Source organism: Aquisalimonas asiatica, assembly GCF_900110585.1.
Classification (GTDB): domain Bacteria; phylum Pseudomonadota; class Gammaproteobacteria; order Nitrococcales; family Aquisalimonadaceae; genus Aquisalimonas; species Aquisalimonas asiatica.
In genome coordinates, this window is record NZ_FOEG01000003.1 from 188,573 (window position 1) to 203,465 (window position 14,893).

The window sequence follows — 14,893 nt, forward strand, 5'->3', positions numbered from 1 at the left end:
TGCGGGGCACGTTGTTGATTATTACTCCTGGAGTTCCTTCGCCATGTTGCGGGCGATGACGATCTGCTGGATCTGGCTGGTGCCTTCGTACAGGCGGAACAGCCGCACGTCGCGGTAGAAGCGCTCCACCGGGTACTCGGAGATATAGCCGGCGCCACCGTGGATCTGCACGGCCCGGTCGGCCACGCGGCCCACCATCTCGGCGCAGAACAGTTTGCAGCAGGACGCCTCGGTGCTGACCCGCTCACCGTTGTCCTTCTTGCGCGCGGCCTCCATGACCATGGAGCGCCCGGCGAAGGCTTCCGCCTTGCTGTCGGCAAGCATGGCCTGGATGAGCTGGTGCTCGGAGAGGTGCTTGCCGAACTGCTTGCGCTCCGTGGCAAAACGCAGCGCCTCGTCGATCAGCCGCTCGGCAACACCGACACACACCGCGGAGATGTGCAGCCGGCCCCGGTCGAGCACCTTCATGGCGGTCTTGAAGCCCTGCCCTTCCTTGCCACCAATGAGCGCGCTGGCGGGCACGCGCGCGTCCTCGAAGATGACGTCGCAGGTGTGCGAGCCGCTCTGGCCCATCTTCTTGTCCGGCTTGCCCAGGGAGATGCCGGGCGTGTTGGCATCCACCAGGAAGGCGGAGACACCCGCCGCGCCCTTCTCTTCCGGGTTGGTGCGCGCCATGAGGGTAAACACGCTGGCGTAAGGGGCGTTGGTGATGTAGCGCTTGGTGCCGTTGATGATGTACTCATCACCGTCGCGCACCGCGGAGGTCTTCACCGAGCCTGCGTCGGAGCCCACGTCCGGCTCGGTCAGTGCGAACGAGCCGATGATCTCGCCGGTGGCCATGCGCGGGAGGTAGCGCTCCTTCTGCTCGTCGGTGCCATCCATGATGATGCCCTGGGAGCCGATGCCGTTGTTGGTGCCCATGATGGAGCGGAACGCCGGCGAGGTATGGCCGAGCTCGAACGCCACCAGCGCCTCCTCTTCCATGGTCAGTCCCAGGCCGCCGTGCTCCTCGGGGATGGACAGGCCGAACAGCCCCAGCTCCTTCATCTCCTGGACGATCTCGTCGGGGATGCGGTCGTTCTCTGCCACCTCCTGCTCTCTGGGCACCAGCCGCTCGCGAACGAAACGGCCGACGGTATCGAGGAGCGAATTCAACGTCTCCTGATCTCTGATCATGGGGTTATCCTCTTTACAACATGCGGGAGGCGGGACGCGCGGCCCGGGAAATTTGCATTGAAATCTGGCACGAACTATTCTCTTGGTCAAGTTTTTGAAACAGCGTTTCGCCTAGCGAAATGCCATGACAAACGCCCCTTCGCGGCAGGAGACCTCCATGCTCGACGCCTACGTCTACGACGGTATCCGCACACCGATTGGCCGCCACGCTGGCGCTCTGGCGCCTGTGCGCCCGGACGACCTCCTGGCCCACTGCATCCGCCACGTGGTGGAGCGGAACAGTTTCGATCCCGCCATTATCGAGGACGTGGTTGCCGGTTGCACCAACCAGGCCGGGGAAGACGCCCGCAACCTGGCCCGCCACGCGGGGCTGCTGGCGGGGCTGCCCATCGAGGTGGCCGGGCAGACGGTGAACCGCCTGTGCGGTTCGGGCCTGGCTGCTTCCCTGGACGCCGCCCGCGCTGCCAGCGCCGGCGAGGGGCAGCTGTTCATCGCCGGTGGCTCCGAGAGCATGAGCCGGGCGCCGTTCGTGATGGCCAAGGCGGAGACGGCCTACAGCCGCGACATGAAAGTGTTCGACTCCACCATCGGTGCGCGCTTCCCGAACCCGACGATCCTCAAGCAGTTCGGCGGTGACACCATGCCGGAGACGGCCGACAACGTGGCCGCCGACCTGGACATCTCCCGGGAGCGGGCGGACGCGTTCGCCGCCTGGTCCCAGGAGAAGTACGCGCGCGCGAAGGCGGCCGGCTTCTACGAGCAGGAGCTGTTGCCGGTAGACGTGCCTACCGGGCGCAAGACGCCGCCGGTGACGGTCGCCGAGGACGAGCACCCGCGCGCGGGCAGCACCGCCGAAAAGCTGGCAAAATTGCCGACCCTGTTCGAGGGTGGCGTGGTGACGGCCGGGAACGCCTCGGGGATCAACGACGGCGCGGCGGCGCTGCTGATCGGCAACCGCGCGGCCGGCGAACAGGCCGGGGTCAAGCCGCGCGCCCGCATTCTCTCGGGTGCCGTGGCCGGCGTGGAGCCGCGCACCATGGGGCTCGGCCCCGTGCCCGCATCGCGCAAGGCGCTGGAGCGGGCCGGCATCGGCCTGGACGACCTGGACGTGATCGAGCTCAACGAGGCATTCGCCTCGCAGGTGCTCGGCTGCACGCAGCTGCTGGGGGTTGCCGACGACGATCCCCGGCTCAATCCCAACGGGGGCGCCATCGCCATTGGCCACCCGCTGGGCTGCTCCGGAGCGCGCCTGCTGCTGACCGCCATCCGGCAGCTGGAGGCCATCCAGGGGCGTTATGCACTGGTTACCATGTGCATTGGTGTGGGGCAGGGAGTCGCCGCCATCGTGGAACGCGTCGACGGATAACCGCGGCGCACTGAACAGCAAACCGGCCTGTCGGCGATGACGCGTCGACGGCCGCTCGACCAACCACTGCGGAGATTCTCCATGAACCGATTCCACTGGAACGACGCCCTGCTTCTCGACGGCCAGCTTGCCGACGAAGAGCGCATGGTGCGTGACTCGGCCCACGACTACTGCCAGGACCAGCTGTTCCCGCGCGTGCTCGAGGCCAACCGCCACGAGCGCTTCGATCGCGAGATCATGACCGAAATGGGTGAGCTGGGTTTTCTCGGCCCCACCATTCCGGAAGAGTACGGCGGTGCCGGCGTCAATCACGTGAGCTACGGCCTGATCGCCCGGGAAGTGGAACGGGTGGACTCGGGCTACCGCTCCGCCATGAGTGTGCAGTCGTCGCTGGTGATGCACCCCATCTACAGCTACGGCAGCGAGGAGCAGCGCAAGAAGTATCTGCCGAAGCTGGCCACCGGCGAATGGGTGGGCTGCTTCGGCCTCACCGAGCCGGACGCCGGCTCCGACCCGGGCGGCATGAAGACCCACGCCAAGGCGGTGGACGGCGGCTACAAGCTCTCCGGTTCCAAGACCTGGATCACCAACTCCCCCATCGCCGACGTGTTCGTGGTGTGGGCCAAGCTCGACGGCAAGATCCGCGGCTTCATTCTTGAAAAGGGCATGACCGGCCTGTCCGCGCCCAAGCTGGAAGGCAAGTTCTCCCTGCGCGCCTCCATCACGGGCCAGATCGTCATGGACGAGGTGTTCGTGCCGGAGGAGAACCTGCTGCCCAACGTGGAAGGCCTCAAGGGGCCGTTCGGCTGCCTGAACAAGGCCCGCTACGGCATCAGCTGGGGCGCCATGGGTGCGGCGGAGTTCTGCATGCACCAGGCCCGCCAGTACACCCTCGACCGCAAGCAGTTCGGCCGGCCGCTGGCCGCCACCCAGCTGATCCAGAAAAAGCTGGCGGACATGCTCACCGAGATCACCATCGGCCTGCAGGGCTCCCTGCAGCTTGGCCGGCTCATGGACTCGGGCAACTGGGCGCCGGAGATGATCTCCCTGCTCAAGCGCAACAACTGCGGCAAGGCACTGGACATTGCGCGCACCGCCCGGGACATGCACGGTGGCAATGGCATCTCCGATGAGTACCATGTGATCCGACACGTGATGAATCTGGAAGCGGTGAACACCTACGAGGGCACCCACGACGTCCACGCCCTCATCCTGGGCCGGTCGATCACCGGCATCCAGGCGTTCACCGACGAATAACACACGGCCCGGCAACGACCGGGCGCGTGCGGTGCGCGGGCCACCACGGGTGCCACCGGGCACCGCACGACACCAGGAGGCACTAGAATGGCAGAGCACGAGGCCGTAGAACGCGAGAGCATGGAATTCGACGTCCTGATCGTCGGCGCCGGACCCGCGGGGCTGTCCGCGGCGATCCGGCTGCGGCAGCTGGCCGAAGAGGCCGGCAAGGACGACTTCGCCGTGTGCGTCGTGGAGAAGGGCTCGGAAGTGGGTGCGCACATCCTCTCCGGCGCCGTGATCGAGCCGCGCGCGCTGAACGAGCTCATCCCCGACTGGAAGGACAAGGGCGCGCCGCTGAATACGCCGGCCGGCGACGACAGCTTTCTGCTGCTCACCGAGAGCAAGTCGTACAAGCTGCCCACGCCGCCGCAGATGCACAACCACGGCAACTACATCGTCAGCCTGGGCAATGTCTGCCGCTGGCTCGCCGAACAGGCCGAGGGTGCCGGTGCCGAGATCTACCCGGGCTTCGCCGCGGCCGAGGTGCTCTACAACGAGGATGGCTCGGTCAAGGGCGTCGCCACCGGCGACATGGGTATCCAGGCCGACGGTAGCCCGGGCCCCAACTACGAGCCGGGCGTCGAGCTGCACGCCAAGCAGACCTTCTTCGCCGAGGGCTGCCGCGGCTCCGCCAGCAAGGAAGTGATCGGCCGTTTCGGGCTGAACAAGGACTCCGACCCGCAGACCTACGGCATCGGCATCAAGGAGCTGTGGGAGATCCCGGCCGAGCAGCACGAGCAGGGCAAGGTGGTGCACTCCGTGGGCTGGCCCGTGGACAGCAAGACCTATGGCGGCGCCTGGATGTACCACCTGGAAGACAATCTCGTCTCCATCGGCTACGTCATCGGCCTGGACTACAAGAACCCCTACCTCTCGCCCTTCGACGAGATGCAGCGGCTGAAGACCCACCCGGCGTTCCGCAAGTACCTGGAAGGTGGCCGGCGCGTGTCCTACGGCGCCCGTGCCCTGGTGGAAGGCGGGTTCCAGTCCATGCCGAAGGTGCACTTCCCCGGCGGCGTGCTGATCGGTGACTCCGCCGGCTTCCTGAACGTGCCCAAGATCAAGGGCACCCACAACGCCATGAAGTCCGGCATGGTGGCCGCCGACGCGGTGTTCAAGGCGCTGCAGGAGAAGGACGAACCGGGGCTGGAGGTCACCAGCTACCTGGACGGCCTCAAGGCCTCCTGGATCTGGGACGAGCTCTACCGCGTGCGCAACATCCGCCCGGCCATGGCCAAGTGGGGCCTGTGGGGCGGCATGGCCTACTCCGCCATCGACACCTACCTGTTCCGGGGCAAGGCGCCGTGGACGCTGCCGAACCACGCGGACCACGAGCAGATCCGGCCGAAGTCGGAGTTCCGGCCCATCGAATACCCGAAGCCGGACGGCAAGCTGACCTTCGACAAGCTCTCGTCGGTGTTCATCTCCAACACCAACCACGAAGAGGACCAGCCGGCCCACCTGACCCTCAAGGACCAGAGCGTGCCGGTGGAGATCAACCTGGAGACCTACGACGCGCCGGAGCAGCGCTACTGCCCCGCCGGCGTGTACGAAATCGTCCGGGACGACGAGGGCTCCAACCCGCGGCTGCAGATCAACGCGCAGAACTGCGTGCACTGCAAGACCTGCGACATCAAGGATCCCACCCAGAACATCCATTGGGTGGTGCCGCAGGGCGGTGACGGGCCGAATTACCCGAACATGTAGTTCGGGATGGGTGATGGTGGATGTGAACATCCACCCTACGGGTGCCGGCCGTGACGGGCGCGTAGGGTGGACGTTTACGTCCACCATCACCAACCCTCCAGCGCAAGGCGTAGTCAGACGTAGGGTGGACCTTCAGGTCCACCATCCATTCCCGGCATTCAGCGCCGGAAACCCCGCCCCAAGGGCACCGGGCCATTGCGCATGAACGCGCTCACGCTCGTGGCGACCGGATCATCCGGGTCCTCGTCATAGGCAACACACCGCACGAAGGCGATATGGCGTGTGAGGTGGTAGCACTCCGCCCGCGCCTCCACGCCCTTGCCCGCCGCAGCCGGGCGCAGGTGGTCGATGCGCAGGTCCAGGGTGGCCACCAGTTGCGGCGGCGAACGGCTGAAAAACGCGGCGGCGCCGCTGGTCTGGTCGATCAGCGTCGTCAGCACGCCACCGTGCAGATGCCCGGTGTAGGGATTGCCCACCAGTTCGTCCCGGTAGTCGACGCCGGCGGTGAAGGCGCGCCGGCCCACCCGCGTCACGTGTAAACCGATCCGCCGGCTGTGGGGAATGGAATCGAAGAAGCGGCGGCCAAAGTAGCGGCGCGCCGCCGGCACGCTGAACAACGCCCCCCATAGTGCACGTGTCAGCTGTCTGCCCACCACCCGAGGCCAACGTGCCACCGGCTCCCTCCTTCAGGCGCAGTCGGCAAGCTCGCGAAGGCGCTGCGCCGCATCCCGGGCAACCCGCCGCTCACCTGCCCGGCACCGGCTGACCACGTCTTCCAGCAGCGCCGGATCGTTCATGAGCGCCACGGCCCGGCGGCGCAGGCGGACGACCGAATCATTGAGGGCGACTTCCATCAGCACCCGGTCGCTGCCAAGGCGTTCCACCGCTTCCCGGCGCAGGGATTCCTCGCGGGCGCTGCGCGCCACGTAGGCGAGCACGGCCGCATCGGTACACTCCCGCACCGCGGCCACGCGGGCCTCCAGACGCAGGCTGGCATCACCACCCACCAGCAGAGCACGGTAGCGCGCATCCGCACGCTGGCGCACACCCCGCTCCTTGGCATATTGCCGCAGCCGGTCGAGCTTGTGGAGATCGTCACAGTGATTGAGTCGGTCGTCCTGATGACCACCGCGTGTGGAAAATCGGGCCTTAAGGCTCTGAAACATGTGCATCTCCCCGCTTCATCACCCGCATCACGCGTGTCGACCTGTCCGTGGATGCCGTGATGCTAACGCAAGGTGCGCGTCCTTGTCGTGGGAGGCTACAGAAACTCGGGGCGGTGAACTGCGTAGCCCTGCGCATAATCGACACCGAGGGCGCGCACCTGCTCCAGCGCCTGCCCACTTTCCACGAACTCGGCCACGGTGAGCATGCCGATGGTGTGCCCCACCTGATTGATGCAGCGGACCATGCTCTGGTCAACGGAATCACTGGCGAGGTCACGCACGAACTGGCCGTCCACCTTCAGGTAGTCGACGTTCAGCGCACGGAGATAGCCGAAGGACGACAACCCGCTGCCGAAATCATCCAGGGAGAAACGGCAACCGTGCTCGGCGAGCGCGGCGATGAACTCCTGGGCCCGGGCCAGGTTGCTGATAACGGCCGTCTCGGTGATCTCGAAACAAATGCGCGATGCGTCAACGCCCGTCTCCCGCAGTGTCTCAAGCACGAACCCGAGGAAGGCCGGGTCGTTCAGCGACTGCCCCGAGAGATTGATGGCGAACTGATCCACGTCCCCCAGGGCGGGCGGCGGATTATTGATCACGTCCAGGGCCAGCGCCACGACGCGGCGATCCAGCGCCGGCATCATGCCGAACAGTTCGGCGGCGGGCAGGAACTGCCCCGGGCTCACGATGCCGCCCTGCTCATCCACCATGCTGACCAGCAGCTCCACCTTCTCCGGCAGCTCCGGCTGCAGGGCCTGGAGGCGCTGGAAACGGAGGCGAAACCGGTTTTCGTCCAGGGCCGCCTGCACCCGGGTGGCCCACTCCACCTGACTGTTCCGGGTTGCCAGGGCGATGTCGTCCGGATAGGCGACGTGCAGCTGATTCGGGCCCTGTTCCTTGGCGACGTAGCAGGCGGCGTCGGCGGCGGCAAGCAGGGTGCCCGCGGTCTCGCCGCGCGCGGCGGGCACGACGCCCACGCTGGCGCCGGGGTTGAAGACACGCCCGCCCCAGGCGAAACGGAAGCCGGCGATGTGGTCGCGAATCGCCCCGGCCAGCTCGGTCGCCTCATCCAGCGAGGTGTCACGAAGCAGCAGGGCGAACTCGTCACTGCCCACGCGGGCCAGCAGGTCACCCTGGCGCAGGTAGGCCACAATCTGTTCCGCCACCTGGCGGAGCAGCTCATCGCCGGCCGTGTGGCCACAGGAGTCATTGACCAGCTTGAAGCGATCCAGGTCGAACCAGCAGACCACCGGCAATCCACTGCTGCGACGACTGAGCTCCGCATCCAGCTGCGTCTCGAACTCACCGCGATTGGGCAGCCCGGTGAGACTGTCGAAGCGGTTCTGGTAACGGACCTGCCGCGCCATGCCCCGGAGCTCCGTGACATCGCGGATGACGGCCACCAGGCCGCGGGTCTCCCCCGGTTCCTCCTGAATCGGAGACACCCCGACCTGCACCACCCGCTCGTCGCCGCGGCGCCCGGCGTGGAGATAGGCATCATCGGACCGGTGCACCGGGGTGCCGCGCGCCAGGCAGGTCTCGACGAGAACGTCCAGCGAATTGCCGGGCGATTCCTCCGTCAGCGCGACCACCTCCTGCAGACGCCGCCCGGACGCTCCGACGAACGACCAGCCCGTGAGCGCCTCGGCGGCCGCGTTCATGTAGTCGATGGCCCCCTCGGCATCCGTGGTGATCACGGCATCACCGATGGAGGCCAGGGTGTACTGGAATCGCCGCTTCTCCACCCCCAGCCCCTCGGCCAGATGCTGGGTCTCGCGGCGCCGGCTGACACTGCGACGAAGGTGGCGGCTGCTCTCCACCGCACCCATCAGCATGAACGTGACGGCCAGGCCAAGGGCCGCAACCATCGCCGGCTGCCCGTCTGGGTGCCAGAGCAGCCAGACGCCCACCGCCGCGACAACGGGGATCACGTAAGCCCAGTACACCGGTGGATACAGGCCAACCAGCGAGACGATGCCGGTAACAAACAACCCCAGCACCACCCCTATCAGCAACGCCAGCGGCAGCGAACCGTCGCCGGCGCCGATGAACAGCAACAGCGGCACCCACGCAACGCCCTGAAGCCCGCTGCCGATGACACTCACGCGCGCCCAGCATCGCAGGGCAGCGGGCTCGTGGACCCAGCGCCGCACCACCGCAAAGACCAGCAGCCGCAGCGCACCGATGCCCCACACGGCCGCCAGCCACGTCAGTAGCCAGTGGAGGGGAACAACGTCATGGAGGACGGGGGTCATGGCCGTGGCCACGAGCAGGGTGACGAGAACGCCGCGGTGGCCCACCTGGTGAAAGCGGCGGATGCGCTGCACAAGATCCACACCCGGCCGCCGGGGTACGACCGAGTCGAACCACGACGGCTCCGCAATGGTGCTTTGGGATCCTTCCGGGGGTACGGTCATACTGGATTGCTGCACCGGTTCGGCGTCATTGCACGTGCTGGGTACAGAATTCGCCAGCGGCGCAGAAGCCTCCCTTTGTCGTTGTCGTTATGGGGGTTCCGGCGGTCTTTGACCAACCCGGTGGTGTGACGGTTGTATCCCTTATGAGCACTCCATGGCAAGTCCGACCGTTCGGGCGGAGCGACCACCCCGGCCATCAGGCCGGGGTGGTCAGGTGGGTCACGACCGGTGCCGGGACTGCAGCTTCAGGCGCAGGGCGTTCAGCTTGATGAAGCCTTCGGCGTCCTTCTGGTCGTAGGCGCCGGCGTCGTCCTCGAAGGTGGCGATGCGCTCGTCGAACAGGCTGTTGGTATCGGACTTGCGCCCCACCACGGAGACGGCGCCCTTGTAGAGCTTCACCCGCACCACGCCGTTGACCACCTGCTGGGTCTGGTCGATGGCCGCCTGCAACGCCTCGCGCTCGGGGCTGAACCAGTAGCCGTTGTAGATGAGCTTGGCGTAACGGGGCATGAGCTCGTCTTTCAGGTGCGCCGCTTCCCGGTCCAGGGTGATGGACTCGATGCCGCGGTGCGCCTTGAGCAGGATGGTGCCACCGGGGGTTTCGTAGCAGCCGCGGGATTTCATGCCCACGTAGCGGTTCTCGACGATGTCCAGCCGGCCGATGCCGTGGGCCGCACCCAGTTCGTTCAGCTTCGACAGGATGCCGGCGGGACTCATGGCCTGGCCGTCAATGGCGGTGCAGTCACCGTGCTCGAAGGTGAGCTCCACGTACTGCGGCTTGTCCGGCGCGTCTTCCGGCGCCACGGACCACTTCCACATGGACTCCTCGGCCTCGGCCCAGGGGTCCTCGAGAATGCCGCCCTCGTAGGAGATGTGCAGCATGTTGGCGTCCATGGAGTACGGCGAGCCGCCCTCCTTCTTGCCTTCGATGGGAATGCCCTTCTCCTCGGCATAGGCCAGCAGCTTCTCGCGGGAGAGCAGATCCCACTCGCGCCACGGGGCGATCACCTTGATGCCCGGCTCCAGGCCGTAGTAGCCCAGCTCGAAGCGCACCTGGTCGTTGCCCTTGCCGGTGGCGCCGTGAGCCACGGCGTCGGCGCCGGTCTCGCGGGCGATCTCCACCTGGCGCTTGGCGATCAGCGGCCGGGCAATGGAGGTGCCGAGCAGGTACTCGCCCTCGTAGATGGCGTTGGCGCGGAACATGGGAAAGACGAAGTCGCGCGCGAACTCCTCGCGCAGGTCGTCGATGTAGATCTCTTTCACGCCGAACTGCTGCGCCTTCTGACGGGCCGGCTCCAGCTCTTCGCCCTGCCCCAGGTCGGCGGTGAACGTCACCACTTCGCAGTTGTAGGTATCCTTCAGCCACTCCAGAATCACTGAAGTATCCAGCCCGCCGGAGTAGGCGAGCACAACTTTGTTGACCTTGCTCATTACAGGGCTCCCGTGGGTCTTGATCCAAGGCCCGTAATGATCCGGCCTGTCGACAGCAAGTGCAAGCCGCGGCATGCAGGGCGCGGCCAAAGCCTGTTACACTTCCGGAAAATGATACACAACGGAGAACTGACTCATGACCCAGACCGCCCGCGCCGCTGTCTGCCGCGACTGGAACACCCCCATCGGCGTCGAAACCATCCAGGTGGAGGCACCCCGCCGTGACGAAGTGATGATCCGGCTACACGCCTGCGGTGTGTGTCACAGCGACCTGTCCGCCGCCACCGGCGTGATCGCCTTTCCGCCGCCGCTGGTGCTGGGCCACGAGGGCGCCGGCGAAGTGGTCGCCGTGGGTGAGGGCGTTACCGATTTCAGCATCGGCGACCGGGTGATCACCTCGTTCGTGAGCATGTGCGGCACCTGCCGCTACTGCAACGCCGGCCGCCCGGTGCTCTGCGACACCGTCAACACGGCCCTGACCACCCTGCCCGACGGCACGGTGCGCACGCGGGACGCCGACGGCAAGGACCTGAGCATCTTCTCCGGCTGCGGCGTCATGGCCGAGTACGCCACCCTGCACGTGAACAACGTGGTGCCGGTCACCGACAACGTCCCCATGGACCGCGCGGCGCTGGTGGGTTGCGCCGTCATGACCGGCGTGGGTGCCGTATTCAACACCGCGCAGCTTGAGCCGGGCAGCACGGCCGTGGTCTTCGGCGCCGGCGGCGTGGGGCTGAACACCATCCAGGGCTGCCGCATCGCCGGGGCGCGGCAGATCATCGCCGTGGACATGTCCGAGGAGAAGCTGGAGACGGCAAAGCGCTTCGGCGCCACCGATGTGGTGCTGGCCGACGACAAGGTGCACAAGGCGGTGCGCAAACTCACCGGCGGCGGCGCGGATTACGCCTTCGAGTGCGTCGGTCGCGGCGCGGTGGCGCAACAGGCATACGCCTGCCTGGGCAAGGGCGGCACGGTCATTATCGTCGGCGTCGCCCCGCAGAGCGACATGACCTCGGTGAACACCCTCTCGCTACCGGCCCAGGAAAAGGGCATCCGCGGCAGCTGGTTCGGCTCGGCACGGCCGCGCTACGACTTCCCGAAGCTGTTCGGCCTGTACGCCAGCGGCCAGTTGCTGCTGGATGAGCTGGTCACCGAGACCTATTCCATCGACGAGGCGCCGCAGGCGTTCGCCGACATGGAGGCGGGGCGCAACGCGCGGGGCGTGATCGTTTTCGATTGAATCGCGGCGCGGCGCCGTTCGGGTGATCCAGTCACGGACTGTCACTGGCCATGGATGGCCAGTGCAAGCGTACAGGGACGTATTCACAGCGTGTCCGTGACCGGATCACCCGATCGGCGCCCCGGGTCTAAGGCCGGGTCTCGGCTGGTGGACCTGAAGGTCCACCCTACGCACCCTACGCGCCCTCTGGTGGTACACGCTCGAACGCGGCCACCAACTGTTTGAAGGCGTCGGGCAGCGGTTTGCTGGACTTGGTCTCCACGTCCGCGTGCACGTACACCATGCGCGCGGTCATCAGGTGGTCGCCGCCCCGGTGGATTTCGCCGACCCACTCCACGCTGGTGCGACCGAACCGCTTGATCCGCATGCCGATCTCCAGCATGTCGTCGAACTCGGCCGGCGCGTGGTAGTCCAGCTCGGTCCGGGCCAGGAAGAAATCGCCGCCGCCCACGGGCAGATTGCCGTCCAGACCCTCGCCACCTCCTCCTGCCGCCTCGCTCAGCGCACGGAAGTACTCGGTGACGCCCACATCGATGTAGGTCAGGTAATGGGCATTGAATACCACGCCCTGCATGTCCGCCTCCCCCCAGCGAACGCGCTCCCTGTGCAGCAAACGAAAGTCGTCCCGTGCCATGATGTGGCCCTCTATTCCGGATCAGAGAACAGGACCATACGCGAGGAGACGCCCATGCTCTACCAGCTGCAGGACCGGAAAGTCACCCGGCGCGGGGAATGCTTCATTGCCGACAACGCCACGGTGATCGGCGATGTGGACATCGGCCACGACGTGAGCATCTGGTTCAACGCGGTGATCCGCGGCGACACCGATCGCATCATCATTGGCGACAACAGCAACATCCAGGACGGCAGTGTGCTGCATACCGACCCGGGCATCGTGCTGGAGATCGGGCGCAACGTGACCGTGGGGCACAAGGTGATGCTGCACGGCTGCACCATCGGCGACGGCAGCCTCATCGGCATCAACGCCGTGGTGCTGAACAATGCCCGGATCGGCCGGAACTGCCTGATCGGCGCCAACGCGCTGATCCCGGAGGGCAAGGAGATTCCGGACGGCTCCGTGGTCATGGGCTCCCCCGGCAAGGTGGTCAAGCAGCTCACCGGGGAGCAGATGGAGGCGCTCGCCCACGGTGCGGAGCACTACGTGGAGAACGGGCGGCTCTACCGGGAGCATCTGCAGCCCATGGAGTGAGCCGGTCGGGGCTGAAGCCCTCCCACAATTGTCCACATCCCCGTGGGAGGGGCTTCAGCCCCGATATGACAAACCGCCCCACGACGGAGATCGCCCGGCGCGTTATACTCGTCGGCTGTTTCCGCAAGGCCGACCTGCAGCCATGGACCGCATAACCATCACCCGTCCGGACGACTGGCATCTACACGTGCGCGACGGCGACGTGCTCGAGCACGTGGTGCCCTTCTCCGCCCAGCGCTTTGGCCGCGCGATCATCATGCCGAACCTGAAACCGCCGGTGACCACGGTGGCCGAGGCCAAGGCCTACCGCGAGCGCATCCTGGCGGCCACGCCGCCCGGCTCCGGGTTCGAGCCGCTGATGACGCTCTATCTCACGGACAACACATCCCCGGCCGAGATCCGGCGCGCCGTGGCCAGCGGCATCGTCCATGGCGTCAAGCTCTACCCCGCCGGCGCGACCACCAACTCCGACGCCGGCGTCACGGACATCACCCGTTGCGACGACACCCTCGCCGCCATGGCCGAAGCGGACATGCCACTGTTGATCCATGGCGAGATCACCACGGAAGGCGTGGACATCTTCGACCGCGAAGCCCGCTTCCTGGAAGAGCGCCTGGCGCCGCTGCTGGCCCGCCACCCGAAGCTGCGCGTGGTGTGCGAACACATCACCACCCGGGAAGCGGCGGAGTTCGTGCGCGATGCACCGGCCACGGTGGCAGCCACCATCACGTGCCAGCATCTGCTGTTCAACCGCAACCACATGCTGGTGGGTGGGATCCGGCCACACTACTACTGCCTGCCCATCCTCAAGCGCGAGCGCGACCGCCAGGCGCTGGTGGAGGCCGCCACCTCCGGTAATCCGAAGTTCTTCCTCGGCACCGACAGCGCACCCCACGCCCTGCACGACAAGGAGACCGCGTGTGGCTGTGCCGGCTGCTTCACGGCCCCGGCGGCCATCGAGCTGTACGCCATGGCCTTCGAGGCCGCGGGCAAGCTGGACCGGCTGGAGGGCTTTGCCAGCCACTTCGGCGCCGATTTCTACCGCCTGCCGCGCAACACCGACACCATCACGCTCACCCGTGAGTCCTGGACGCTGCCGGAGCACTACGCCTTCGGCAAGCACCGGGTCGCGCCGCTGCGGGCCGGCGAAACGCTGCCCTGGCGGCTGAGCTGACAGCGTTCAACCCTTACGACCACCCCCCCGGGATAACGACCCAATGTCCGACAACGAAATCGCCAACGCCCCCGGCACCGCCATCGCCCAGCGCTTCCGCAGCTTCCTGCCCGTGGTAGTGGACGTGGAAACCGGCGGCCTGAACTCCCAGACCGACGCGCTGCTGCAGATCGCCGCGGTCATCCTGCGCATGGACGATCAGGGGCAGCTCTACCGGGCCGAGACCCACGCCCTGCACGTGCGCCCGTTCGAAGGGGCGAACATCGACCCCAAGTCCCTGGAGATCAACGGCATCGACCCGGACCACCCCCTGCGTATCGCCTATGGCGAGCAGGACGCCCTGGGGCGGGTGTTCAAGCCGATCCGCCAGGAAATCCGCGACACCGGCTGCACCCGAGCCATCCTCGTGGGCCACAACGCCACCTTCGACCTCAACTTCCTCAACGCCGCCGTGGACCGGTGCGGAATCCGCCGCAACCCGTTCCACCCGTTCGGCAGCTTCGACACGGCGACCCTGGCGGGGCTCGCGTTCGGCCAGACGGTGCTCGCCAAGGCGCTCAAGACCGCCGGCATGGGCTGGGACGGCAAGGAAGCGCACTCCGCCGTCTACGACGCGGAGAAGACGGCCGACCTGTTCTGCGAGATCGTCAACCTCTGGGACAATCACATCGGCATTCCCGACGGCCAGGGTTGAGCTTGACAGCTGC

General features: G+C 66.7%; 13 protein-coding genes. 7 read left to right on the forward strand and 6 right to left on the reverse strand.

From position 1 onward, the window contains the following. Nucleotides 1-21: 21 nt before the first annotated feature. On the reverse strand, nucleotides 22-1,176 hold the full coding sequence (locus BMZ02_RS08705; RefSeq protein ID WP_091642334.1) for an acyl-CoA dehydrogenase family protein: 1,155 nt from the start codon (nucleotides 1,174-1,176) through the stop codon (nucleotides 22-24). Nucleotides 1,177-1,300: 124 nt separating this feature from the next. Here BMZ02_RS08705 and BMZ02_RS08710 point away from each other — a divergent pair, with 124 nt between their 5' ends. The 3 genes from BMZ02_RS08710 to BMZ02_RS08720 all read left to right on the forward strand — a co-directional run bounded on the left by BMZ02_RS08710 (nucleotide 1,301) and on the right by BMZ02_RS08720 (nucleotide 5,548). Beyond that, a complete protein-coding gene (locus BMZ02_RS08710) occupies nucleotides 1,301-2,542 on the forward strand; it encodes a 3-oxoadipyl-CoA thiolase (protein WP_281244319.1) in 1,242 nt (413 codons plus the stop codon). Between the two features lie 81 nt (nucleotides 2,543-2,623). Next, nucleotides 2,624-3,799, forward strand: coding sequence for an acyl-CoA dehydrogenase (locus tag BMZ02_RS08715; RefSeq protein ID WP_091642340.1), 1,176 nt, complete (start codon nucleotides 2,624-2,626; stop codon nucleotides 3,797-3,799). A gap of 87 nt (nucleotides 3,800-3,886) precedes the next feature. Next, nucleotides 3,887-5,548: an electron transfer flavoprotein-ubiquinone oxidoreductase gene (locus BMZ02_RS08720; RefSeq protein WP_091642342.1), complete on the forward strand. Its 1,662-nt coding sequence runs from the start codon at nucleotides 3,887-3,889 to the stop codon at nucleotides 5,546-5,548. Nucleotides 5,549-5,706: 158 nt separating this feature from the next. Here the strand turns inward: BMZ02_RS08720 and BMZ02_RS08725 are convergent, their stop codons facing one another. The 4 genes from BMZ02_RS08725 to BMZ02_RS08740 form a co-directional block, all read right to left on the reverse strand. Further along, complete coding sequence (locus BMZ02_RS08725; protein ID WP_245753991.1) at nucleotides 5,707-6,222, reverse strand: PaaI family thioesterase; 516 nt, start codon at nucleotides 6,220-6,222, stop codon at nucleotides 5,707-5,709. Between the two features lie 12 nt (nucleotides 6,223-6,234). After that, a complete protein-coding gene (locus tag BMZ02_RS08730) occupies nucleotides 6,235-6,714 on the reverse strand; it encodes a hypothetical protein (protein ID WP_091642345.1) in 480 nt (159 codons plus the stop codon). 95 nt (nucleotides 6,715-6,809) lie between these two features. Next, on the reverse strand, nucleotides 6,810-9,050 hold the full coding sequence (locus tag BMZ02_RS08735; protein ID WP_171909868.1) for an EAL domain-containing protein: 2,241 nt from the start codon (nucleotides 9,048-9,050) through the stop codon (nucleotides 6,810-6,812). 300 nt (nucleotides 9,051-9,350) lie between these two features. Beyond that, nucleotides 9,351-10,562: an argininosuccinate synthase gene (locus BMZ02_RS08740; protein ID WP_091642350.1), complete on the reverse strand. Its 1,212-nt coding sequence runs from the start codon at nucleotides 10,560-10,562 to the stop codon at nucleotides 9,351-9,353. A gap of 136 nt (nucleotides 10,563-10,698) precedes the next feature. Here BMZ02_RS08740 and BMZ02_RS08745 point away from each other — a divergent pair, with 136 nt between their 5' ends. After that, entirely contained in the window at nucleotides 10,699-11,802 is a 1,104-nt protein-coding gene (locus tag BMZ02_RS08745; RefSeq protein ID WP_091642353.1) for a zinc-binding dehydrogenase, read from the forward strand. A gap of 175 nt (nucleotides 11,803-11,977) precedes the next feature. Here the strand turns inward: BMZ02_RS08745 and BMZ02_RS08750 are convergent, their stop codons facing one another. Further along, nucleotides 11,978-12,436 (reverse strand): acyl-CoA thioesterase, encoded by a 459-nt coding sequence (locus BMZ02_RS08750; protein WP_091642355.1) that lies wholly within the window; start codon nucleotides 12,434-12,436, stop codon nucleotides 11,978-11,980. Nucleotides 12,437-12,490: 54 nt separating this feature from the next. Between BMZ02_RS08750 and BMZ02_RS08755 the strand changes: the two genes are divergently transcribed. The 3 genes from BMZ02_RS08755 (at nucleotide 12,491) to rnt (ending at nucleotide 14,880) form a co-directional block, all read left to right on the forward strand. After that, nucleotides 12,491-13,012, forward strand: coding sequence for a gamma carbonic anhydrase family protein (locus BMZ02_RS08755; protein ID WP_091642358.1), 522 nt, complete (start codon nucleotides 12,491-12,493; stop codon nucleotides 13,010-13,012). A 142-nt stretch (nucleotides 13,013-13,154) separates the two neighbouring features. Continuing rightward, entirely contained in the window at nucleotides 13,155-14,186 is a 1,032-nt protein-coding gene (gene pyrC, locus BMZ02_RS08760) for a dihydroorotase (RefSeq protein WP_091642360.1), read from the forward strand. A 43-nt stretch (nucleotides 14,187-14,229) separates the two neighbouring features. Beyond that, nucleotides 14,230-14,880: a ribonuclease T gene (rnt, locus tag BMZ02_RS08765; protein WP_091642362.1), complete on the forward strand. Its 651-nt coding sequence runs from the start codon at nucleotides 14,230-14,232 to the stop codon at nucleotides 14,878-14,880. Nucleotides 14,881-14,893: the final 13 nt, after the last annotated feature.

What these genes read in the sequence shown, in the direction of transcription:
- BMZ02_RS08705 (WP_091642334.1), bottom strand. Translation starts at nt 1,176, where the DNA reads ATGATCAGAGATCAGGAGACGTTGAATTCGCTCCTCGATACCGTCGGC.
- BMZ02_RS08755 (WP_091642358.1), top strand. Translation starts at nt 12,491, where the DNA reads ATGCTCTACCAGCTGCAGGACCGGAAAGTCACCCGGCGCGGGGAATGC.
- BMZ02_RS08720 (WP_091642342.1), top strand. Translation starts at nt 3,887, where the DNA reads ATGGCAGAGCACGAGGCCGTAGAACGCGAGAGCATGGAATTCGACGTC.
- rnt (WP_091642362.1), top strand. Translation starts at nt 14,230, where the DNA reads ATGTCCGACAACGAAATCGCCAACGCCCCCGGCACCGCCATCGCCCAG.
- BMZ02_RS08715 (WP_091642340.1), top strand. Translation starts at nt 2,624, where the DNA reads ATGAACCGATTCCACTGGAACGACGCCCTGCTTCTCGACGGCCAGCTT.
- pyrC (WP_091642360.1), top strand. Translation starts at nt 13,155, where the DNA reads ATGGACCGCATAACCATCACCCGTCCGGACGACTGGCATCTACACGTG.
- BMZ02_RS08730 (WP_091642345.1), bottom strand. Translation starts at nt 6,714, where the DNA reads ATGTTTCAGAGCCTTAAGGCCCGATTTTCCACACGCGGTGGTCATCAG.
- BMZ02_RS08745 (WP_091642353.1), top strand. Translation starts at nt 10,699, where the DNA reads ATGACCCAGACCGCCCGCGCCGCTGTCTGCCGCGACTGGAACACCCCC.
- BMZ02_RS08740 (WP_091642350.1), bottom strand. Translation starts at nt 10,562, where the DNA reads ATGAGCAAGGTCAACAAAGTTGTGCTCGCCTACTCCGGCGGGCTGGAT.
- BMZ02_RS08750 (WP_091642355.1), bottom strand. Translation starts at nt 12,436, where the DNA reads ATGGCACGGGACGACTTTCGTTTGCTGCACAGGGAGCGCGTTCGCTGG.
- BMZ02_RS08710 (WP_281244319.1), top strand. Translation starts at nt 1,301, where the DNA reads ATGACAAACGCCCCTTCGCGGCAGGAGACCTCCATGCTCGACGCCTAC.